The sequence below is a fragment of the Rhizobacter sp. genome (assembly GCA_019635355.1).
Lineage (GTDB): Bacteria > Pseudomonadota > Gammaproteobacteria > Burkholderiales > Burkholderiaceae_C > Rhizobacter.
This window is the reverse complement of the sequence record JAHBZQ010000001.1, coordinates 1,732,826-1,752,933: the sequence shown is the minus strand read 5'-3', so window position 1 is coordinate 1,752,933 and position 20,108 is coordinate 1,732,826. Positions and strand designations below refer to the sequence as shown.

Genomic DNA, 20,108 nt, shown 5'->3' with positions numbered 1-20,108 from the left:
GCCTTCAGCCGGCGAGCGTCAGCAGGTGCCGCGCGTCGGCGTCGCTCAGGGGCTTGACCACGTAACCCTGCACGCAGCCGTGGGCGGTGCAGCGCAGCCGGTCCGACGATTCCGGTGAGCTCGTCAGCATCACCACCGGCACCGCACGCTCGGGGTGTGCCTGCTGGCCTTCGTAGGCGCGCAGGAAGGCAAAGCCGTCCATCTCGGGCATGTTGATGTCGAGCAGTACCAGCGAGACCTGCGGCTGGCCCGGGTCGGCCAGGCGCGCCAGGGCGGCGGCGGCGGTCTCGTAGCAGCTCACCTGCTTCGCAATGCCGCGAGCGCGCAGTACCACCTCGGTGTAGACGAGGTCGGCATCGTTGTCGTCGACCACCATCACCAGATCGAGCATGCGTGCGCTCCTTGTCAGCGGGCCGGCAGGATGACCGTGACCTGCGTGCCCTCGCCCGGCGAGGACACGATCTCGATGCTGCCATCGAGCACCATCGCAATGCGCTTGCAGGTGGCGAGGCCGAGCCCAGTGCCTTCATACACCTGCCGGCGGTGCAGGCGGCGGAAAGGCTCGAAGAGCGTGGGGATGTCATCGGCCGCGATGCCGATGCCCTGGTCGGCCACGGTCACGAGCACCCGGTTGCCTTCGCGCCGGGCGCTCACCCGCACCTTCGGCGGCACGCCGGGCGGCGTGAACTTGAGTGCGTTGGACACCAGGTTCTGGAACAGCAGCACCAGCAGGCTGCGCCGGCCCTTCACCAGCGGCAGGGGCTCGCACACCACCTCGCCGCCGCTGGTGGTGATCTGGGCGTGCAGCAGGCTCTGCACTTCTTCCAGCACCTCGTCGAGCTGGTGGGTGTCGTCGGGTTCGATGGCCTCGGCCTCCAGGCGCACGAAGCGCAGCAGGTCGTCGAGCATGGTGCGCAGGCGGTCGGCGCCGCGGCGCACGAAGCCGAAATACCGGTCGACCGGGGGCGCGAGCGTGCTCGTCTCTTCGATCAGCCGCACGAACTGGGCGATGCTGTTGAGCGGCTCGCGCATGTCGTGCGAGGTCACCCGCACGAACTGCTCGAGCGATTCGTTGCTGCGCTGCAGCTGCTCCACCGTGTGGGCCAGCTCGTCGCGCGAGTGCACCAGTTCGTCCACGTCGTGGGCGGTGAACACCACCGCGTCGATCAGGCCCTGCTCGTTGTAGACCGGGTGGTAGCTGGCATCGAAGACACGCGTGGCCCGCCCCGGCAGGGTGTGGGCGGTGCGCACCTTCACCGGCTGGCCGTCGAGCGCGTGGTAGAGCTTGGGGCGGATCACGTCGTGGAAGAAGCTGTCGCCGTAGAGGGCCGAGACGGTGCGGCCGGTGGCGCCACCCGGCGGCAGCTGCCAGGCCTCTTCAAAGGCGCGGTTGGCCAGCAGGATGCGGCCGGTCTCGTCGAGCACGACCATGATGTCGTCGCTGATGGAGGTCATGGCCGCGAGGTTGCGCGCCTGGCGCTCCACCGTGCCTTCCATCTTCACGCGGGCGGTGAAGTCCTGCGAGAGCGAGTAGAAGCCGGCCACGCTGCCGTCGTCGCGCCGCTTGGGCACGAGCACCGTCTCGACGTGGCGCACGTTGCCGCGCAGTGACGGGATGTGCTCGAGGATGCGCACCGTCTCGCCGCGCCGCACGGCGGCATACGACACCTGGCGCCGTGCGTAGCGCTCGGGGTTCATCACCTCGCGGATGCGCCGGCCGACGAGGTCTTCGGCTGGGCGGCCGAACCAGCGCGCGAGTTCGGCATTGACGAACTGCATGCGCTCGTCTTCGTCGACGTAGGTGATGCCGGCGGGCACGCTGTCGGCGATCTCGCGCACGCGCTGTTCGCTCTGGCGCGCCTGCTCGAGCGCCTGGCGGGTCTCGGCTTCGAGGCGGCGGCGCTCGGTGATGTCGCGCGAGGCGCAGAAGATCAGCTCCTCGCCGTTGACGAGCGTGGTGGTGGTGCTCAGCTCGACGTCGATCTCGGCGCCATCGGCGCGCCGGTGGCGGGTCTTGAAGCGTTGGTCGCCCTGGGTCGTGCTGCACCACTGGAGGGCCACCTCGGGCAGGGCGGTTTCCCATTGGGTCACGTCCATGCCCACCATCTGCTCGCGCTCGTAGCCGAGCATGGCGGCGAAGGCATCGCTGAATTCGAGCAGGCGGCCCTTGCGGTCGACCACGTGGATGCCGTCGCTCGCGGTGCGCATGAAGGCCTTGTGGCGGTCGGCCTCGCGCTGGCGTTGCTCGCCCAGGCGCACCTCGCCGCGCCAGGCGTGCACCAGCAGCCACGACGAGATCGACACGGCCAGCAGCGTCATGCCCGCGAGGCCGAGCGTCGTCCACAGCACCTTGCGCCAGTCGCGCATCATCTCGTCGACCGACAGGCCCGCGACGACCACGAAGGGATAGGCGCCCACCGCCGCATAGGTGTTGCGGCGCTCGATGCCGTCGATGCTGCTGGGCGCCGTGTAGCTGCCGCCTTGCGGCTGGCTCGCCACCATGTCGCGCAGGGGCGCCGAGGCGAGCCGGCTGGCGGCCACGTCGAGCGGCACCGCGGGGTTGCGCGCCACCAGCTGCAGGCTGGCCGTGCGCAGGCTCAGCTCGCTCTGCTTGCCGAGCTGCACGCTGGAGAGCAGATCCTGGAAACGCTCGGTGGCGACGGTGGCGTAGACGACGCCGGCAAAACGGCCGTCGGGCCGGTCAATGCGCCGGGCGAAGACGACGACCCAGTTCGGGCTCACGCGGCTCACGACCGGCTCCGAGACGATCAGGTTCCAGTGGTTCGCCCGCGCCTTGCGGAAATACTCGCGGTCGCCCACGTACAGCGCTGGGGGTGGCTCGGTGCCGTCGCTGGACCGCACGTTGCCGTGTTCGTCGGTCACCCGCAAGGCCTCAAGGTGAGGCAGCAGGCTGCGGCTGCCTTGCATCAGCTTGCGCAGCTCCGCCGGGTCTCCGCCACCCGCGGGGCCGGTGTCGAGGCCGAGGATGGCGGCGCGCAGCAGCAGGTCGATCTGGTCGATCTCGCTTTCGAACGATTGGCGCAGCGTCTGTGTGATGTTGGCGGCGGTGGCGTTGGCGCGGTCGAGTTGCGCCTGCCGGCTGTTGACGAGCGAGGTGACCGTCAGCGTGGAGATCAGCACCACGGCGAGGACGTTGGCGCCAATGAAGCCGCGTACCAGCCACACGGGGGCCGGGGAGCCAGGGCCTGACGATCCGGGCGGCATGGCGCCGCGGGACAGTCGGCGCCAGAGGGCAGCCGGATTCATTGCTCTTGATCGTTGTGCGCGCCGGACAGCGCTGCCCCAGGAGTGTGCAACTCCGCGTGCGTGGCGGGCAAGGATCTACCCCCTTGCGGCCACACGCCTCCAGGCATTAATGCCGGGAATATTCGACGTTAGCTTTCGGCTCAGAAGAGGCCCGGCTGCGAGCCGATTTGTGCACGCTCGATCAACAAAATCCGCAGCTTGGTCGAGACGCCACCGCCTGCGGAGAAACCGCCCGACGCGCCCCGGGCCGCCAGCACCCGGTGGCAGGGCATGATCACCGCGTGCGGGTTCGCGCCGAGCGCCTGGCCCACGGCGCGCGAGAGCGATACATCGCCCAGCTCGGCGGCGACGTCGCCGTAGGTGCGTGTCTGGCCGGCGAGGATCTCGCGGGTGATGGCGTAGACACGGCGGTGGAAGTCGGGGATGCCCGTCTGGTCGAGCGGCACGTCGCGCAGGTCGACGCTCTGGCCTTCCAGCAGGGCCTGCACCCGCTCGATCACGTCTTGCACCCGGGCTGGCGGCGTGCCCTGCGGCAGCGGGCCACTGCGGCGGGCCATGCGCCGCAAGGTGGCCTCGTCGTCGGGCTCGGGCAGCTGGAAGGCGAGCAGGCCCCGCGGCCCCCAGGCGATGCCGCAGCGGCCGATGGCGGTGTCGAAGACGGTGCAGGCGGTGTCCATCAGGCGACTGTGCCAGCTTCGTAAACTCCGGGCCCATGACGATGCTCCTGCTCGCCCCGATGGAAGGGCTGCTCGACCACACCCTGCGCGACATCCTCACGCGGGTGGGCGGCATCGACCGCTGCGTTTCGGAGTTCATCCGCGTGACGGGCACGCTGCTGCCCGAGAAGGCGTTCTACCGCGTGGTGCCCGAGCTGCGCCACGGTGGGCGCACGCATGCCGGCGTGCCGGTGCGGGCGCAGCTGATGGGCTCCGACCCGGCCTGCCTGGCCGAGAACGCGGCGCGCCTGGCCTCGCTCGGCCCGGCCGGCATCGACATCAACTTCGGCTGCCCCGCCAAGGTGGTGAACCGCCACGGCGGCGGCGCGGCGCTGCTGCAAGACCCGTCGCACCTCAGCGGCATCATGGCCGCGGTGCGCCGCGCGGTGCCGGCGCCCGTGCCGGTGTCGGCCAAGATGCGGCTCGGCTTCCACGACGCCTCGCGCGCCCTCGAATGCGCGCTCGCCTTGCAGGACGGCGGCGCCGAAGAGCTGGTGGTGCATGCCCGCACCCGCGCCGACGGCTACCGCCCGCCCGCCCACTGGGACCGCATCCCCGAGATCCGCGAGGCGCTGCGCATCCCCGTGGTGGCCAACGGCGAGATCTGGACGGCCGCCGATGCGCAACGCTGCAAAGAGGTGTCGGGCTGCGAGCACCTGATGCTCGGGCGCGGCATGGTGAGCGACCCGGGGCTGGCCTGGGCCATCGCGTCGCCTGCGCGCAGGCCCGTCGGCTGGGCCGAGCTGCAGCCGCTGCTCAAGGCGTTCTGGGATCTGGTCTGCGCCCACGTGGTGCCGCGCCACCAGGCCGGCCGCCTGAAGCAGTGGCTCAACTACCTGCGGCGGCGTTTCCCGGAAGCCGAGGCCGCGTACATGGAGCTGCGGGTGGTGAACGACCCGCGCCGCATCGATGCCTGGCTGCAGGCGAGGGCGCCCGTGGTGGCGCCTGCATGCGAAGCCATGCCGGGATAGACCACAAACAGGGAGGGATCACGATGACGAACTGGAGAAAGCGGCTGCGTGCCGCGGTGGCGGTGCTCGGCCTGTGCGTTGCCGGTGGGGTGCTGGCCCAGCAACCCGCCTGGACCGAGGCCGAGCGGGCGCTGCTCGGCGCCGCCTGGCAGCACACCGCGGGCGCCAATGCGTTTGAGTACCGGCTGGTGGTGTTCGAGACCGAGCTGCAGGCGCGGCAGGCCCGGCTCGCCAAATGGGGCGAGGGCACGCGCTACAAGGCCTACGACCTGCGCGCCGACAGCCTGGTCGACGTCGACCCCGGCCTGCGGGTGGCGCTCGCGCAGCTCTACACGCCGCCGCGGCGCAGCCCGCCGGTGCGCTGGGTGCGCAAGTCGGGCGCCACGCATTGGGCGGTGCTGGAGCTCGTCAAGCGCGGCCCGGTGCAGGCGCCTCGCAACGCGGCCGAGTTCGACGAGCGGGCCAGGCGCTGGGTGGCCCAGGGCCACCTGCCCGCGCCGGCCGAGCTGGGCACGAACCCCGAGCACAAGGCCCGCGCCGCCTTCTGGTTTGCGCGCACGCCCGAGGCGGTGAAGGCCGTGCCGGCCGAGCTGGACCCCAACGTGTCGTTCGGCAGCGAGATGACGCCGCTCACGCAAAACGTGCTCGCCGGCCGTGTGTCGACCGCCGAGGCGCTGCTCGCGCGCGGCGCCGACCCCAACCGTTGCGCCTTCTGGGGCTGCCCGTTGCACGTGGCCTTCGCCATCGAAGACCCCGCCGTGAGCGCCCAGGCGATGCAGGTGCTGCTGGCAGCCGGTGCGAAGCCGGGGCAGAACGACCCTCGCTTCGAGGCCTCGCGCGACGTGCCGCTCAACGAGGCGATCCGCACGCGGCGGGCCGATGCGGTGACGAAGCTGCTCGATGCCGGTGCTTCGCCCGATGGTGCACCGGGCGTGGAGGTCACGCCCCTGGTGGCCGCCGTGATGGCGCAAGACCGGGCCCTGATGCAACTGTTGCTCGACCGTGGCGCGAGCCCGCTGCCGCACGACGACCGCGGGCGAGACCGGCTGAACCGGCACCTCACCATCGTCGGCATGGCGGTGGAGAAGGGCGACAAAGACCTCCTCGCCTGGACCGAACGGCTGATGATGGACGCCGCCTTGAAGGCGCCGCGCTACCGCTGGGACGCCCATTTCGAGCAAGACGGCCGGCGCATCCCCATCGTCGACGGCGCCGAGGTGGCGTTGAAGGCAGCACCCTTCAAGCTCGTGATGACACTGCCGCCACCGGCCCACCAATACGGCCTGTCGATCGCCGCCTCGTATTCGCCCAGCCTCGCCGACGAGGTGCGCCGGCCCGACCGTGGCAACGGCATCTTCATCTCCACCCGCAGCGGCGCCATGCACGAGCCGCCCCACGAGGATTCCTACGAGCTCTTCGTCTACGACACCCGGCCCGCCGATGCCAAGCCCGACGACACCTGGGGCGGCAACATGCACCTGAGCGTGAACGAGCATCGCCGCGACTTCCACGAGATCCGCGAAGCCCGGCACGAGCACGTGCGCGAGTTCCGCGCGGTGGCGCGGATCGAGGAGAAGAGCGACGCCGATGTGAAGAGCGTGCCGCTCACCGCGCTCAAGGGCCGGCGCATCACCTTCGCGATCGGCGGCTTCCTGCCGACCGAGGAATGGGTGGGCCGGCTGGTGGCGCCGAGGGTGGTGATGCTGGTGCTGCGCTGAGGGGCGCCGCCCTCAGCCGTGGGCCTGGGTGGCGGCGGCGAGCTGCTGGCGCAGCGCGTCGATCGGCAGGTAGCCTTGCGCCACCAGGTGCAGGTGGTCGCCATGCTCGGCGATCAGCGCCGGGAAGCCGCGGATGCCCCACTGCTGCGTGATCGCGAAGTCTTCCTTCGTGGCGTCTCGCATTTCTTCGGAGGCGAAGGCTCGGGCGAAATCGGCGCGGGCGATGCCGAGCGACTCGGCCACGTCGGCCAGCACCTCGGGCTGCACCACGTTCTTGCCTTCGGCGTAGAAGGCGTGCTGCACGGCCTTCAGGTAGCGCCACACGAGCTTCGGCCAGTGTTTGCGCACGGTGACCACGGCACGCGCGGCCGGCTCGGTGTCGTAGACGAAGCCCGGCTGGTGCAGGGCGGTGTGCGGGGCCTGCGCAAACGGCTGGCCGCTGGCCTCGGCCACGTGTTTCCAGTGGCCGGCGAGCTCGTTGGCGCGCTCGGGCGGCGTGGGCTCGGTGGTGAAGGGGCGCAGGCCGCCCATCACCAGGGCCAGTTGCAAGGGGGCGAATTCGCCGGGGGCGGCGAGCAGTTCGTCCAGGGGCTTGGAAAAACCGTAGCACCAGGAGCACATGGGGTCGACGACGTAGATGAGGTTCATGCGCCGATGCTAAGGCCGGCGCGCCCGCCTCATCGTCCGCAGGCCCGGATCTCCTTCACGGTGACCTGCAGTTGCGCCAGCGGGCACGCGGGTTTGGGCTCGATCTTGTAGGTGTCGCCCATGAAGCAGTCGGTGGCGATGCCGAGGAAGGTCTTGCCCACGCCGTCGATGTAGTTGGCGTGGCCCTCGCAGCGGGCGCGGTAGTGCAGGTCCACGCAGTCGACCTTCTCCGGCTTGATCTTGGGCAGCAGGCCGACCACGTAGTACTGGCCTTCGCCGCCGGGGCAGGTGCGCGCCTTGAGCTGGGTGCCGCGGGCGAGCGCGACCAGGTACTCGCGTTTGGCCTGTTCCTCGGCTTCCTGCTCGGCCTTCTTCGCGGCGTCGGCCTCGGCTTTCTTGCGGGCGCGTTCGGCGGCGGCGAGTTCGGCCTTCTCTTTGTCTTTCGCTTCCTTCTCGCGGGTTTCCTTGTCGCGGGCTTGCTTGTCTTTTTCGGCCTGCGCCGCCTTGGCCACCTTCTCCGTCTCTTGCTGCTGGGTGGCGGCGCGGTACTCGGCCACCGTCATCTTGGGCGGGGCCGTGCGGCCGGCCTGTTGCAGCATGGCGCTGAGTTCGGCGTCGCTCGCCTTGCCGATGCGCTTGGCCAGCACCGGGTCGGTCTTGGCGCGCTCGCGCAGCTCGCCCACCATCTTCTGGTTGGCGGCCGGGGCGCTCTGCTTGCTGGCGAGTGTGTCGCTGAGGGCGTTCACGGTGCCGGTGCCGCCGCCGCTGCTGCGCGAGGCGATCTTCGCCACGCCCACCACCGCGGCCACGCCGAGCGCGGTGGCGAAGAGCGTGTTCCAGCTCTCGCGCGACTCGCGCTCGCGGGCCAGCTTGGCGGCCTCTTCGGCGTTCACCCGTTCCAGGTCGCGGCGCAGGTCGTCCTGCAGCTTGGCGATGTAGTCGGGCCGCGCGCGGTGGAAGACGACCGGCAGGTACGACGGGTACTCGCCGGCGCGCACGTCGTGGCTGGTCCAGTCGCTGATGAAGAGGCCGCTCGTCACCTCGTCGGCGTCTTCGTCGATGCGGGTGCCCTGGAAGATGTAGTAGCCGCCCGTCACCGACCCCGAGCCGACGATGCCGGGCACGAAGTCGAACTCGCCTTCATAGGCCACGCCGCGCGCATCGGTGTAGCGGCCCTGGGCGTAGCGCGCCACGTGGGTGCGGTCGAAGGGGTTCCAGGTCTTGGCGAAGCTGCCGGTGTAGAGGCTGGGGTCGCGCAGCACGTCGTCCTTGCTGCCGCGCGACACCGTGCCTTTGACCGGGTAGCCTGCGGCATCGACGGTCAGCTCGAAGGTCTGCTCGGGAAAGGCGGCGTAGACCACGCTGTAGGTGCCCGCCGTGAAGTCGGACTTGACCCACGTGCCCGTGTAGGTGGCGAAGCCGAAGCGCACGCTGCCCTCGCCGTTGGCGCAGTTGCCGCTCGCGCAGGTGCCGCCGCGTTGACGGGCCGGCGCGGCGTGCAGCGGCGGCAGGGCGAGGCTCGCGCTCAGCAGCACGAGCGCGGCGCGGGTCAGTCCACGTCGCATGCGGCGCTCTTGATCTGCTCGCCGTCGTCGTAGCAGGTCTCGCTGGCGGGAATGCGCAGCGGGTCCGACGAATACGGTGACTTGATCTCGTAGGCGTAGCCGATCGAGCGGCCGTGCAAGACCTCGCCCTTGAAGTGCATCTCGTTGATCTTGGTCGGGCCGTTGTAGGTGACGAGTTTCCAGCGCTCGCCCTTGAGCGGCACGCTTTGCGTCACGCTCTGCGTGATCGACACGTAGGTGCCGAACATCGGCTTGGGCGCCTCGGTGCGCATGTAGCTGATGCCCACGTTGCGCGGCGGCATGTTGGTGTCGCCCAGCACGAAGCTGCCGAAGAGCGACTTGACGGTGATGCTGCTTGGTTTCGACGAGCGATGCTCGCCGTGGAAGGTGGCGGTGTAGACGAGCCCCACCGGCTTGCCGCCCTGCGCCACGAAGCGCTTGAGCACACGCTGCGGAATGCGGGTCTCGTTGTCGAGCACGGTCGACACCGAGGTGTACTCGGCGAGCAGCTCCACCTCGCCCTGCAGGGCGCCCTTCACGCATTCGCCCTTGAGCAGGTGGACGCGTGCGTCCTCCACCCCCGGCGGCTTGAGCGTGCCGCGCTTCATGCCGGCGGCGCGCTCCTGCTTGGCGTAGGCGGCCAGGATCTTGGGGTCGCGCGCGTCGGGAATGCCCGCGAGCTTGTCGCGCGCAGGCTGTGGCGGTACGCAGGGCCAGGGCAGGGCGCCCGCGGTGCTGGGCAGGTAGGCGCCGGGGTTGGCGAGCCAGCGCTGGTATTCGCCGTTCACCCGGCCGAGCATGGCGTTGTAGACCGGGTCGTCCAGGCGAGGCATGGGCGGCAGCACGTCGCTCTTGGACGGCGTGGCCACGGCCGCGGGCGGCGGCGCGGCCTGGCTGCCGGTGCCGCGGCTGCCGCAGCCGCTCAGCAGAAGGGCTGCGGACAGGGCCGCGGGCAGGGCTGCGGCCAGCGGGAGGCGATGGGGGTGTGCGTTCATCGGGCCATCGTGTCAGCGCGGCCTGGCACCCGGCATCGGTCGAATGGCCGAGGGCGCTCGCCCAGGTGTGGCGCAGTTCGCGCTTGGCCGGAGTGCACGGCTATGCTGCGGGCTCTGTCGACCCTGCTGCAGACCGCGCCATGAACCTTCACCACCGTGTTGCCCGCCGTGCCGCCCTCGGCCTCTTGTCCGCCTGCGCCCTGGCCGCGGCGTCGCCGATGGCCTCGGCGCAGGCCTGGCCTACGAAGCCGGTGCGCATCGTCGTGCCCTACGCCCCCGGTGGCACGAGCGATGCGGCCGCGCGCCTGCTGGCCGAGCGCCTGGGCCCGGTCCTCGGGCAGACGGTGGTGGTGGAAAACCGCGCCGGCGCGAGCGGCACCACCGGCATCGACGCGATGGCCAAGTCGACCGACGGGCACACCTTCGCCTTCGCCGCGATCAGCCCGCTCACGCTCAACCCGCATCTGCAGAAGGTGCCCTACGACCCGCTGAAGGATGTGGCCCCGGTAGCGGCAGTGATGTACTCGCCGATCTACTTCGTGGCGACCTCAGCTTTCACCGGCAAGACCTTCGCCGACGCGATCGCGCAGGCCAAGGCCAAGCCGGGTGCGCTCAACGTGGCGACCTCGGGCATGGGCAGCGTGGGCCACCTGATGCTCGAGCACATCGGCAAGAAGGCCGGCGTGAAGTTCAACCACATCCCCTACAAGGGCAGCGGCCAGGTCATCAACGATGCGGCGGGTGGGCAATTCGAGCTCTTCACCACCAACCCCAGCCCTGCGGTCAACGGGCTCATTGCGCAGGGCAAGCTGCGCGTGCTGGCCGTGGCGGCGGGGCACCGGCTGCCGGCGTTTCCCGATGCGCCGACCTTCACCGAACTGGGCCACCCGGATGCCAACCTGAGTTCGGTCTTCGGCCTCTTCGCGCCGGCGCGCACGCCGGTCGAGGTGCAGAAGCGCTTGAACACCGAAGTCAACAAGGTGTTGGCGGAGAAGGACGTTCAAGAGCGGCTGTCGAAGCTCGACAACATCGTGAGTCCGGCGAGCATCGAGCAGTTCAGTGCCCAGGTGCTGCGTGAACACGAGGCGAATGCACGCGTCATCAAAGACGCCGGGATCAAACTCGAATGAGCGTCGGCGTCTACCTCGCCGTCGTCCAGTTCTTCTTCGCGCTGTGCTGGACGGTCTACGTGGCCTACCTGCCGCAGCTGGCGGCGCAGGTGGGCATCCCCAAATCGGCGGTGATCTGGATCCTGATGCTGGACCAGCTCATCTTCGTGCTGAGCGACTACGCCTTCGGCGTGGCCAGCGACCGGGCGGCGAAGGTGGTGGGGCGGCTCGGGCGCATCGTGGTGGCGGTGACGTTGCTCTCGTGCGCCGCGTTCCTTGCGCTGCCGCTGGTGGCGCCGTCGGGCTCGGCCCCGCTCTTCCTGCTGCTGGTGGTGCTGTGGTCGATCACCTCCTCGGCGCTGCGCGCACCGCCGCTCACGCTCGTGGGCCGGCACGCGGCCCGGCCGCAGCTGCCGTGGCTCGTGGCCCTGTCGGTGTTCGGGCTGGGCGTGGCGAACGCGATCGCGCCTTACCTCACGCTGCAGCTGCGCGAGGTCGACCCGCGCGGCCCCTTCCTGCTCGCGAGCGTGGCCTTGGCGCTCGTGACCTGGGGCATCGTGGCGGCCGAGCGCCAGCTGGTGCGCGACGGAGCGGCCAAGCCTGCGTCGCCCGCGCCGGTGGAGTTGCCGGCCATCCCCGGCTTCCTGGCGGCAGCGGTGCTGGCGGCGGTGGCCTTCCAGGTGCACAGCTTCTTCAACAGCGCGCCGCTCTACCTGCGCTTTGCCGCGCCCGACCAGCTGGCCTGGCTGGCGCCGGTGTTCTGGGTCGGCTTCAACCTGGCGCTCCTGCCGGCCGGGGCGCTGGCCAAACGCGTGGGCGCGTGGCGGGTGATGGCGGCGGCAGCGCTGCTGGCGGGCGTCGCCACTTGGGCGGCCGGGCAGGCGCCGAGCCTGAACGCACTCATCGCGGCGCAAGCCCTGGCCGGCGCGGGCTGGGGCTTCCTGCTGATGAGCGCGTTCTCCACCGCCTTGGCGCTCGGCCACACCGGGCACGAAGGCCGGCTCGGCGGGGCGCTCTCGTCGGTGCTGGCGCTGGCGGCGCTGTCGCGCATGGCGGTGCTGGCCGGTGGCTGGCACAAGACACCCGAGGTACAGGCGCTCCTCGCCTGGGCGCCCGCGGCGGGCTGGGTGGCGGCGGGTGCCGTTCTGTGGTGGGCGACACGCCGCCGCCCTGCATGAGCTAGTCTCAGGGCTTCCCGCTTTCACGTTCCCACCAGGAGGAGGTGCCTTGAAGACCTTCCAGATCGAGCTTCAAAAAATCAAGTCGATGAGCAACAGCAACCAGACCGGGCTCATCGAAGCGCGTGTCGATGCGCTGGTCACGCCGAAGAATGCGCGTGGCGAAGAAGAAGCCACCACGACGCTGAGCTTCGACGAAGCCACGGCGCGGGTGTTGATGCTCCTGCTCAAGCAACAGCTGGCCGAGTTCGACGGCCGCAAGGCGAAGAGCCGGCGCTAGTCCGGCCCGATGAGAACCCCACGGAGACACCCATGAACACGCTGCTGCACGGGGTCACCGTGCTGGATTTCTCGGAGTACATCGCCGGCCCCTACTGCGGCTTCCTGCTGGCCGACCTGGGCGCGCGCGTCATCAAGATCGAGCCGCCCGACGGCGCCGAAGAGCGCCGCATGGGCGGCTCGATGCGGCGCTATGGCGGCAACACGCGCATGTCGCTCGCGATGAACCGCGGCAAGGAAAGCCTCTCCATCGACCTGCAGCAGCCCGAGGGCCGCGAGATCGTCTACAAGCTCGTGCAGGGCGCCGACGTGGTGCTGCAGAACTTCGTGCCCGGCGCGGCCGAGAAGCTGGGCATCGACTACGAGACGCTCGCGAAGATCAACAAGCGCATCGTCTTCCTGAGCAGCACGGCATTTGGTGAAGTCGGCCCGTACCGCAAGCGCAAGGGCTTCGACATCATTGCCCACGCGGCCTCGGGCGTGATGTCGCACTACGCCGACGAAGACGGCGCGCCGCGCGGGCCGGGCGGCATCGCCTACATCGACATCGGCACCGGCATGCTCAACGCCTTGGGCATCGTGAGCGCGCTGTACCACCGCAACGTGTCGGGCGAGGGGCAGAAGATCGAGACGTCCCTCTTCAGCACCGGCATGGCGCTGCAGGCGATGAGCCTGCTGCACATCGACGGGCTCGACGCCGAGCAGCACGCCCAGGAAAAACACATCCTCAAGACGGCCCTCGGCGAGGGCAAAAAGCACACGCAGATCATCGACGAGTTCGCCGAGATGCGATTGCGCAAGGACCTGCCGCAGACCACCCGGCCCATCGAGGTGCCCGACTGCCTGCACCGCCCGACCGACCGGCAGGTGTACCCGTACTACCGCGTCTACCCCACCGGCGACGGCTACCTCGGCATCGCCGCGCTCAACCGCAAGCTGCGCGACAAGTTCTGCGCCGCCATCGGCGTGGTCGACGACGACGTGGCGGTTGACACCGGCGACGTGAGCGATGAGGTCTACTTCCGCCAGAAGCAGATGATGAAGACCATCGAGGCGCGCCTGCGCGAGCACGGCAACGCGCACTGGATGGCGGTGCTCGAGGCGGCCGGCGTGCCCTGCGGCCCGGTCAACTACCGCGCCGACCTCTACACCGACCCGCAGGCCGAGGCGCTCGGCCTGATCTGGGAGCTGCACAACCGCGACCTCGGCGCCTACAAGGCCTCGGGCCACCCCATCCGCTTCAGCAAGACGCCGGTGCAGCCGGGGCGTGGGGCCCCGTCGCTCGGCGAGCACACCGACGCGGTGCTGGCGCAGGCCGGTTATGCGGCCGGCGAGGTCGAGCGGCTGAAGGCGAGCCGGATCGTCCGCTGACTCGTCCGCCGAGGGCTCTCCCGATGTGCGGCGGCCCCGTCTGCCCAGCCGGGCACCACGAGCGAGCGCTCGGGTGACAATGGCCGCCGAGCGACACCCCCATGCCCACCCTCAGCCCCGTCAAGACCGCCCTCGGACAGGATGAACTGCGCCACCGCACGCGCGGGCTGGGGCAGCGTTACCGCACGGTGCTGTTCCTGGTCGACGGGCGTCGCTCGCTGGGCGACGTGCTGGCGATGGCGCTCAAGGCCGGCGCGCAGACCACCCACTTCCAGGAACTCGTGGAGATGGGCCTGGTGGAGGTGCCCCAGGAGATGGCCGCGGCCGAGCCGGTGGAAACCGAGCCCGGCGCGCTCGACACGCCCCGGCTCACGAGCGTCGACCTCGACGTGTTCCCCGAGCCGGCGCTGACCCCGATGGCCGAGCTGCTGCCCGATGAGGAAGACAGCCGGTCCGCCCCGCTGTCGCCCACGCCGCCGCCCGCGGCGCCCGCGCAGGCCCTGCTCGAGCCGCCGCTGCCCCGGCGGGTGTTCGAAGACCGGCAGACGCAGGAGAACCGCGAGGTCGTGCTGGGCTCGGCCCAGGGCCTGCCGATGATCGACGTGGGCGGCATCGCCGCGCCGCCGGCCGAGGCGCCTGCCGCCCCCGCGGTGGCCGCCAGCCGCTACGTCGAGGCGCCGCCCGTGGTGTTGAACGAAGCGCCCCGCACGCCCGAGTGGGTACAGGGCGTGCGCGAGACCCCGTTCAAGACCGCCGACCATGCCCGCCCCGCGCCGCGCATGACCGACGAGGAGCGCCTGCAGTACGTGCGCGACCTGCTGCTCGACACCCTGCGCCGCGATTCGCTGCTGTTCGCCACCTTCTCGGTGGGCCGCGTGCGCGCCGCCACCACGCACAAGGAGCTGATCAAGCTGGTGTGGGAGATCGAGCGCGACCGTGCCCACCCCCGCCGCAACCGCGACCAGCTGCTCAACCTGCAGCGCGCGCGCGAGCTGCTGGGCATGGGCAACACCCTGGTGGCCGGTGACAGCCAGCCGGGTGCGCCCTCGTCGGAGTTCTGAGACTCAGCGCGTCGCCGGGCGCCCGCTCACGTCGGGCTCGGCGTCGGCTTCGAAGATCGCCCGGTACAGCCCGCCACCCACCAGCGCGCCGATGAGCGGCGCCACCCAGAAGAGCCACAGCTGCTGGATCGCCCAGCCGCCCACCAAGAGCGCCGGCCCGGTGCTGCGCGCTGGGTTCACCGAGGTGTTGGTGACCGGGATGCTGATGAGGTGGATGAGCACCAGCGCGAAGCCGATCGCCAGGCCCGCAAACCCCACCGGCGCGCGCTTGTGCGTGCTGCCGAGGATGACGAGCAGGAACATCGCCGTCATCACCACCTCGCACACGAAGCCCGCGACCATCGAGTATTTGCCCGGCGAGTGCTCGGCGTAGCCGTTGGAAGCCAGGCCCCCGGCCAGGTCGAAGCCCGGTGCGCCGCTGGCGATCACGAGCAGCACCCCGGCCCCGGCGATGCCCCCAGCCACCTGCGCCACCACGTAGGGCAGGATGCTGCCGCCCGGAAAGCGGCCCCCCGCCCACAGGCCCACCGTGACGGCGGGGTTGAAATGGCCGCCGGAGATGGGCCCGAACGCGTAGGCGCCGGTCACCACGGTCAGGCCGAAGGCGAGCGACACCCCCAGCAGGCCGATGCCCACCTGTGGAAAGGCCGCGGCCAGCACGGCACTGCCGCAGCCTCCCAGGACCAGCCAGAACGTGCCCACTGCTTCCGCCAAGAGCTTTGCAAGCATCGGAATCCTCCTCCAAGGGTTGATGACCCTCGCGATGCTAGGCATCCGTGATGACGGTCACAAGCACCACGTTTCAAAGGGCCCTCGGCGCTTGACGAAAAGCCCGTCATCGGCAGTCCAGGCGCTTCCCACGCAGATGAGGGGCCCGCGGGTGGTCGTAAGTCACATGAAACCTGTCGGATCAATTCCTACAGTTCTCTCAGCCAGTTTGGGACGGCACGCTGAGACACCCACCTAAGGACGTCGATGCGGTCAACGCCTAAGCTTTCGTCACGTTGATACCAACGGTAGAGCAGCAGGAGTTCGTTGCCATGAATACCGACTTCGGAAAACCCGCTTACGAGTTGCGCTTCCAGTCCCTCTTCCAGGAGGGCCGCGCGCTGACCTTCCCCTGTGACGCAGGTGGGCATGTGACCCTCGATTCGCTCAGCGAACGGGCCCGCCACAACTACCTGTATGCCCGAGCGGTGGTCGGCCGCGAGTTCGCCGCCCCGGCGGTGCAGCTGAGCGATCTCCACTGACGACGAAGGCGCCCGCGAGGCGCCTTTTTGTCGTCTTCACGTTCCGGTGCTGCAGGCGACTCCGCTGCAGCCTTCGATGAGTGTCTCGGGCAAGGCCTGCGGCACGAGCAGCGCCCCGGTCGCCGGGTCGTAGCCCACGCGGCGCAGGTGCAGCGCCAGCGCCGCATCCATGCTCTGCGCATGCTGCGGGAACCACTCCCCGAGTTCCTTCGTCAGCTTGCGCAGCAGCGCCGGGCCGTATTCGCCGGTGTCCACCAGGCGGGCGGCTTCACGCAGCGTGTCGAGCACCACCTTGTGCTGCGTCGTGTGGCAATTGCCCGACGCGAAGCGGGTGGCGGCCATCCAGCGGTCTTCCTGGCCGAAGTGGGCTTCGGTGTGCTCGATCAGGTCTTGCCAGCACTGCGGCAGGGCTGCGTCGCCGGCCTGTTCGGCCAGCGCCAGCAGCGTGACGAACTCGCGGTGGGTGTCGTCCATCGAGGGCAGGTCGAGGGCGAGGGCGTCGCTCCATTCAAGCGTGGGCATGGTCGTCGGCGTGTTGTCGTGGGAAGCGTGCAGGCTAGTGGCGTGAAGCGGCGCTGTCCTTGTCCCACCGCAAGCCGAGGCGACAATCGCCCGCATGCCCATCCAATGGTTCCCCGGTCACATGCACCTCACGCGCCAGGCGATTGCCGAGCGCATCAAGCAGATCGACGTGGTGATGGAGCTGCTCGACGCCCGGCTGCCCGGCTCGAGCGCCAACCCGCTGCTGGCCGAGCTCACCGGCCGCAAGCCGCGGCTCAAGATCCTCAACAAGCAGGACGTGGCCGACCCGCAGCGCACCGAGGCCTGGCTCGCCTGGTACAACGCCCAGCCCGAAACACGGGCACTGGCGCTCGATGCCTCGGAGACGGCGCCGGCGCAACGCCTCATCGACGCGGCCCGCTCGCTCGCCCCCAGCCGTCAGGGCATGGACAAACCCCTGCGCGTGCTGGTCTGCGGCATCCCCAACGTCGGCAAGTCGACGCTCATCAACACGCTGATGGGCAAGCGCGCCACCAAGACGGGCGATGAGGCCGGTGTCACCAAGGTCGAGCAGCGCCTGGCCCTCGCGAAAGACGTCTACCTCTTCGACACGCCTGGCATGCTGTGGCCGCGCATCATCGTGGAGCAGAGCGGCTACAACCTCGCGGCCAGCGGCGCGGTGGGGCGCAATGCGTATGACGAGCAGGAGGTGGCGCTGGAGCTGCTGGGCTACTTGCAGCGGCACTACGCCGACCGACTGGTCGAGCGCTACAAGCTCGACGCTGCGAGCGTGGCCCTGCCTGATGACGCCTTGCTCACCGAGATCGGCCGCAAGCGCGGCGCGCTGCAAGGCGGCGGACGTGTCGATTTGCAGAAGGCCGCCGAAGCGGTGATCAACGACTTCCGCTCCACGAGTCTCGGCCGCATCACGCTCGAAACGCCTGAGGAATACGAGGCCTGGCTCGCGGCGGGCCAAGCGGCCGACGCGGAGCGTGCCGAGCGCAAGGCGCAGCGCAGCAAGCAGCGACGGCCGGACGGGCGGTAAGGGGGTGGGGCTTCGACAGGCTCAGCCCGAACGGGGTGGGTCGCCCGGAGTCCGTTCGGGCTGAGCCTGTCGAAGCCCTGCGAGCGCCGCCCGGATGCCCGGATCGGCCAGCAGCGCCATCGTTGAACGTTTCAGCTCCGCCGCGTCGATCTGGTCGACCGGCGTGTGTTCGCAGATGCGCTCGATGGCCTCGAGTTGCGCCGTGAGGCGCGCATCGTCGACGTGCACCGAGGCGGTGTAAAGCAGCAGCATCAGCTCGTGCAGGCCGCGCATCACGTCGTAGGCCTTGAACATCTGCTGAGCCGTCTCGGCCGAGTCGCGCCAATCCTGCCCGGGAAAGAGCTGCTGAGAGACGCGCTGCCCCGCGCCGTGGCAGTCGAAGACGACGCAGCCGCGAAACCCCTTCGACTCCAGCTGCGCGTGGATGCCGCAGGTGAAGTCGCCGCAGAGGTGCGGGCAGGGCGTGTGCGCCGGCTTGTCGAAGCCGAAGCCCTGCACCGCGTCGAACGGCGTCACCACGCAGCACAGGCCGGTGCAGGCCGCGCAGTCGGCCTTCAGGTGGGCCGGCAGCACCGCACGCCGGCCGTACTCGCTCATTTGCTCCAGGTGTCCTTGAGCGTGGTGGCGCGGTTGAACACCGGTTTGGCCGCCGTGTGGTCATGCCGGTCGGCCACGAAGTAGCCGTGGCGCTCGAACTGGAACTTGTCGTCGGGCTTCGCCGTGGCGAGGCCGGGCTCCAGGTAGGCGGTGACGACCTTCTTGCTGTTGGGGTTCAACACCGACAGGAAGTCGCGGCCACCCGCGTCGGGCTGGGCTTCGGTGAAGAGGCGGTCATAGAGGCGCACTTCGGCTTCGATGCCGGTCGCCACGCTGACCCAGGTGATCACGCCCTTGACCTTCACCGCGTCGGCGCCGGGCGTGCCGCTCTTGGTGTCGGGCACGAGCCTGGCGAGCACGGCGGTGATCTCTCCCTGCGCGTTTTTCTCGCAGCCGGTGCACTCGATCACGTAGCCGTATTTCAGGCGCGCCTTGTTGCCGGGGTAGAGGCGGTGGTAGCCCTTGGATGGGACTTCCATGAAGTCTTCCCGCTCGATCCACACCTCGTTCGTCAACACGAACTGGCGCTGGCCGCGGTCGGGGTGTGCCGGGTGCACGGGCGCGTGGCACGGCTCCTGGTGCGAGGCGCTGCCGAAGATCTCGGCGAAGTTTTCGAGCTTGAGCTTCAACGGGTCGAGCACGGCGCAGGCACGTGGGGCTTTCGGGTCGAGGTCGTCGCGCAGCGCGATCTCGAGCGAGCTGTAGTCGATCCAGCCGCCGGCCTTGCTCACGCCGCTGCGCTCGGCCATGAGCTGCAGGCTCTCGGGCGTGTAGCCGCGGCGGCGCAGGCCCACGATGGTGGGCATGCGCGGGTCGTCCCAGCCGTTCACGTGGTGCTCGTCGACCAGCTGCTTGAGCTTGCGCTTGCTGGTGATGATGTAGGTGAGGTTGAGGCGGGCGAACTCGTACTGGTGCGGGCGCGGTTGTGCGAGCAAACCCAGCTCGCAGAGCTTGTCGAGCAGCCAGTCGTAGAAGGGGCGCTGGTCTTCGAACTCGAGCGTGCAGATGCTGTGGGTGATGTTCTCCAGCGCGTCTTCGATCGGGTGCGCGTAGGTGTACATCGGGTAGATGCACCAGGTGTCGCCGGTGTTGTGGTGCGTGGCGCGCTTGATGCGGTAGAGGGCCGGGTCGCGCAGGTTGATGTTGGGCGAGGCCATGTCGATCTTGGCGCGCAGCACGGCGGCGCCGTCGGCGAGCTTGCCGTCGCGCATTTCGCGGAAGCGCGCCAGGTTCTCGGGCGGCGTGCGGGTGCGGAAGGGGCTGTCGGTGCCGGGCGTGCCGAAGTCGCCGCGGTTGGCGCGCATCTGCTCGGCGGTCTGCTCGTCGACGTAGGCGAGTCCGGCGGTGATGAGCGCCTCGGCCGCGCGGTACATGAAATCGAAATAGTGGCTGGCGTAGAAGAGGTGGCTGGTGCCGTTCACGTTCCAGTCGAAGCCGAGCCACTTCACCGCGTCGAGGATGGAGTCGACGTACTCCTGCTCTTCCTTCTCGGGGTTGGTGTCGTCGAACCGCATGTGGCAGATGCCGGCGTAGTCGCGCGCGAGGCCGAAGTTGAGGCAGATGCTCTTGGCATGGCCGATGTGCAGGTAGCCATTGGGCTCGGGCGGGAAGCGGGTGCGAATCTTCGCGGGGTCGAGCGGGCCGGCGGCGTGGTGCTGCGCATCGCCCGGCGTGCCGGCGAAGTGCCGGTTGGCATAGGTGCCCTGGGCCAGGTCACGCTCGATGATCTGCCGCAGGAAGTTGCTGGGCTTGTGTTCGTCGGCGGAGGCAGGACGGTCGCGGGCAGGGTCGCTCATGCAGGGCGTTTCGAGGTGGTGTACAGAGGGGAAAAAGCGAA

Annotated in this window: 19 protein-coding genes; 9 read left to right on the top strand and 10 right to left on the bottom strand. The window is 69.7% G+C overall.

The genetic code is table 11. From position 1 onward, the window contains the following. Positions 1 to 4: 4 nt before the first annotated feature. The 3 genes from KF892_07765 to KF892_07755 form a co-directional block, all read right to left on the bottom strand. On the bottom strand, positions 5 to 391 hold the full coding sequence (locus KF892_07765; protein ID MBX3624891.1) for a response regulator: 387 nt from the start codon (positions 389 to 391) through the stop codon (positions 5 to 7). A 14-nt stretch (positions 392 to 405) separates the two neighbouring features. After that, entirely contained in the window at positions 406 to 3,186 is a 2,781-nt protein-coding gene (locus KF892_07760) for a PAS domain S-box protein (protein ID MBX3624890.1), read from the bottom strand. Positions 3,187 to 3,407: 221 nt separating this feature from the next. Next, positions 3,408 to 3,944, bottom strand: a complete 537-nt coding sequence (locus KF892_07755; protein ID MBX3624889.1) for a methylated-DNA--[protein]-cysteine S-methyltransferase — start codon at positions 3,942 to 3,944, stop codon at positions 3,408 to 3,410. Between the two features lie 35 nt (positions 3,945 to 3,979). Here KF892_07755 and KF892_07750 point away from each other — a divergent pair, with 35 nt between their 5' ends. Together KF892_07750 and KF892_07745 are read left to right on the top strand one after the other, a co-directional pair. After that, complete coding sequence (locus KF892_07750) at positions 3,980 to 4,954, top strand: tRNA-dihydrouridine synthase (protein MBX3624888.1); 975 nt, start codon at positions 3,980 to 3,982, stop codon at positions 4,952 to 4,954. A gap of 23 nt (positions 4,955 to 4,977) precedes the next feature. Next, positions 4,978 to 6,672, top strand: coding sequence for an ankyrin repeat domain-containing protein (locus KF892_07745; GenBank protein ID MBX3624887.1), 1,695 nt, complete (start codon positions 4,978 to 4,980; stop codon positions 6,670 to 6,672). Between the two features lie 12 nt (positions 6,673 to 6,684). Here KF892_07745 and KF892_07740 read toward each other — a convergent pair whose 3' ends face one another. From KF892_07740 to KF892_07730, 3 genes are read right to left on the bottom strand one after another with little or no spacing between them, the layout of a single operon-like run. Further along, positions 6,685 to 7,320, bottom strand: a complete 636-nt coding sequence (locus tag KF892_07740; GenBank protein MBX3624886.1) for a DsbA family protein — start codon at positions 7,318 to 7,320, stop codon at positions 6,685 to 6,687. Positions 7,321 to 7,349: 29 nt separating this feature from the next. Next, on the bottom strand, positions 7,350 to 8,885 hold the full coding sequence (locus tag KF892_07735) for a hypothetical protein (GenBank protein MBX3624885.1): 1,536 nt from the start codon (positions 8,883 to 8,885) through the stop codon (positions 7,350 to 7,352). Beyond that, positions 8,870 to 9,880 (bottom strand): hypothetical protein, encoded by a 1,011-nt coding sequence (locus KF892_07730; GenBank protein ID MBX3624884.1) that lies wholly within the window; start codon positions 9,878 to 9,880, stop codon positions 8,870 to 8,872. Before KF892_07730 ends, KF892_07735 begins: the two co-directional genes overlap by 16 nt. Before the next feature lie 140 nt (positions 9,881 to 10,020). Here KF892_07730 and KF892_07725 point away from each other — a divergent pair, with 140 nt between their 5' ends. From KF892_07725 to KF892_07705, 5 genes are all read left to right on the top strand, one after another. Then, entirely contained in the window at positions 10,021 to 11,010 is a 990-nt protein-coding gene (locus KF892_07725; GenBank protein ID MBX3624883.1) for a tripartite tricarboxylate transporter substrate binding protein, read from the top strand. Next, complete coding sequence (locus KF892_07720; protein ID MBX3624882.1) at positions 11,007 to 12,167, top strand: MFS transporter; 1,161 nt, start codon at positions 11,007 to 11,009, stop codon at positions 12,165 to 12,167. Before KF892_07725 ends, KF892_07720 begins: the two co-directional genes overlap by 4 nt. Positions 12,168 to 12,216: 49 nt before the next feature. After that, entirely contained in the window at positions 12,217 to 12,447 is a 231-nt protein-coding gene (locus KF892_07715; protein ID MBX3624881.1) for a hypothetical protein, read from the top strand. Between the two features lie 32 nt (positions 12,448 to 12,479). After that, a complete protein-coding gene (locus tag KF892_07710; protein MBX3624880.1) occupies positions 12,480 to 13,817 on the top strand; it encodes a CoA transferase in 1,338 nt (445 codons plus the stop codon). Between the two features lie 101 nt (positions 13,818 to 13,918). Next, the gene (locus KF892_07705; protein ID MBX3624879.1) at positions 13,919 to 14,878 is read left to right on the top strand and encodes a hypothetical protein; all 960 of its coding nucleotides are present in this window, start codon (positions 13,919 to 13,921) and stop codon (positions 14,876 to 14,878) included. Between the two features lie 3 nt (positions 14,879 to 14,881). Here KF892_07705 and aqpZ read toward each other — a convergent pair whose 3' ends face one another. After that, the gene (aqpZ, locus tag KF892_07700) at positions 14,882 to 15,607 is read right to left on the bottom strand and encodes an aquaporin Z (GenBank protein MBX3624878.1); all 726 of its coding nucleotides are present in this window, start codon (positions 15,605 to 15,607) and stop codon (positions 14,882 to 14,884) included. 311 nt (positions 15,608 to 15,918) lie between these two features. Here aqpZ and KF892_07695 point away from each other — a divergent pair, with 311 nt between their 5' ends. Continuing rightward, positions 15,919 to 16,128, top strand: coding sequence for a hypothetical protein (locus KF892_07695; protein MBX3624877.1), 210 nt, complete (start codon positions 15,919 to 15,921; stop codon positions 16,126 to 16,128). A gap of 36 nt (positions 16,129 to 16,164) precedes the next feature. On the opposite strand, the gene KF892_07690 is transcribed toward KF892_07695, so the two are convergent. Continuing rightward, a complete protein-coding gene (locus KF892_07690) occupies positions 16,165 to 16,650 on the bottom strand; it encodes a hemerythrin domain-containing protein (GenBank protein MBX3624876.1) in 486 nt (161 codons plus the stop codon). Between the two features lie 94 nt (positions 16,651 to 16,744). Here KF892_07690 and ylqF point away from each other — a divergent pair, with 94 nt between their 5' ends. Then, positions 16,745 to 17,674 (top strand): ribosome biogenesis GTPase YlqF, encoded by a 930-nt coding sequence (gene ylqF / locus KF892_07685; protein MBX3624875.1) that lies wholly within the window; start codon positions 16,745 to 16,747, stop codon positions 17,672 to 17,674. A 21-nt stretch (positions 17,675 to 17,695) separates the two neighbouring features. Here the strand turns inward: ylqF and KF892_07680 are convergent, their stop codons facing one another. Beyond that, positions 17,696 to 18,271 carry a hypothetical protein gene (locus KF892_07680; GenBank protein MBX3624874.1) on the bottom strand — a complete coding sequence of 192 codons (576 nt, stop codon included), beginning with the start codon at positions 18,269 to 18,271 and terminating at the stop codon, positions 17,696 to 17,698. Then, a complete protein-coding gene (locus KF892_07675; GenBank protein MBX3624873.1) occupies positions 18,268 to 20,067 on the bottom strand; it encodes a glutamine--tRNA ligase/YqeY domain fusion protein in 1,800 nt (599 codons plus the stop codon). The genes KF892_07680 and KF892_07675 overlap by 4 nt, the downstream gene beginning before the upstream one ends. Between the last annotated feature and the right edge of the window lie 41 nt (positions 20,068 to 20,108).

Excerpts from the sequence above, each read along its gene's own strand:
- KF892_07710 (MBX3624880.1), top strand. The coding sequence starts at position 12,480 with ATGAACACGCTGCTGCACGGGGTCACCGTGCTGGATTTCTCGGAGTAC.
- aqpZ (MBX3624878.1), bottom strand. The coding sequence starts at position 15,607 with ATGCTTGCAAAGCTCTTGGCGGAAGCAGTGGGCACGTTCTGGCTGGTC.
- KF892_07765 (MBX3624891.1), bottom strand. The coding sequence starts at position 391 with ATGCTCGATCTGGTGATGGTGGTCGACGACAACGATGCCGACCTCGTC.
- ylqF (MBX3624875.1), top strand. The coding sequence starts at position 16,745 with ATGCCCATCCAATGGTTCCCCGGTCACATGCACCTCACGCGCCAGGCG.
- KF892_07720 (MBX3624882.1), top strand. The coding sequence starts at position 11,007 with ATGAGCGTCGGCGTCTACCTCGCCGTCGTCCAGTTCTTCTTCGCGCTG.
- KF892_07705 (MBX3624879.1), top strand. The coding sequence starts at position 13,919 with ATGCCCACCCTCAGCCCCGTCAAGACCGCCCTCGGACAGGATGAACTG.
- KF892_07740 (MBX3624886.1), bottom strand. The coding sequence starts at position 7,320 with ATGAACCTCATCTACGTCGTCGACCCCATGTGCTCCTGGTGCTACGGT.
- KF892_07735 (MBX3624885.1), bottom strand. The coding sequence starts at position 8,885 with ATGCGACGTGGACTGACCCGCGCCGCGCTCGTGCTGCTGAGCGCGAGC.
- KF892_07690 (MBX3624876.1), bottom strand. The coding sequence starts at position 16,650 with ATGCCCACGCTTGAATGGAGCGACGCCCTCGCCCTCGACCTGCCCTCG.
- KF892_07675 (MBX3624873.1), bottom strand. The coding sequence starts at position 20,067 with ATGAGCGACCCTGCCCGCGACCGTCCTGCCTCCGCCGACGAACACAAG.
- KF892_07695 (MBX3624877.1), top strand. The coding sequence starts at position 15,919 with ATGAATACCGACTTCGGAAAACCCGCTTACGAGTTGCGCTTCCAGTCC.
- KF892_07755 (MBX3624889.1), bottom strand. The coding sequence starts at position 3,944 with ATGGACACCGCCTGCACCGTCTTCGACACCGCCATCGGCCGCTGCGGC.
- KF892_07680 (MBX3624874.1), bottom strand. The coding sequence starts at position 18,271 with ATGAGCGAGTACGGCCGGCGTGCGGTGCTGCCGGCCCACCTGAAGGCC.
- KF892_07750 (MBX3624888.1), top strand. The coding sequence starts at position 3,980 with ATGACGATGCTCCTGCTCGCCCCGATGGAAGGGCTGCTCGACCACACC.
- KF892_07730 (MBX3624884.1), bottom strand. The coding sequence starts at position 9,880 with ATGAACGCACACCCCCATCGCCTCCCGCTGGCCGCAGCCCTGCCCGCG.
- KF892_07745 (MBX3624887.1), top strand. The coding sequence starts at position 4,978 with ATGACGAACTGGAGAAAGCGGCTGCGTGCCGCGGTGGCGGTGCTCGGC.
- KF892_07725 (MBX3624883.1), top strand. The coding sequence starts at position 10,021 with ATGAACCTTCACCACCGTGTTGCCCGCCGTGCCGCCCTCGGCCTCTTG.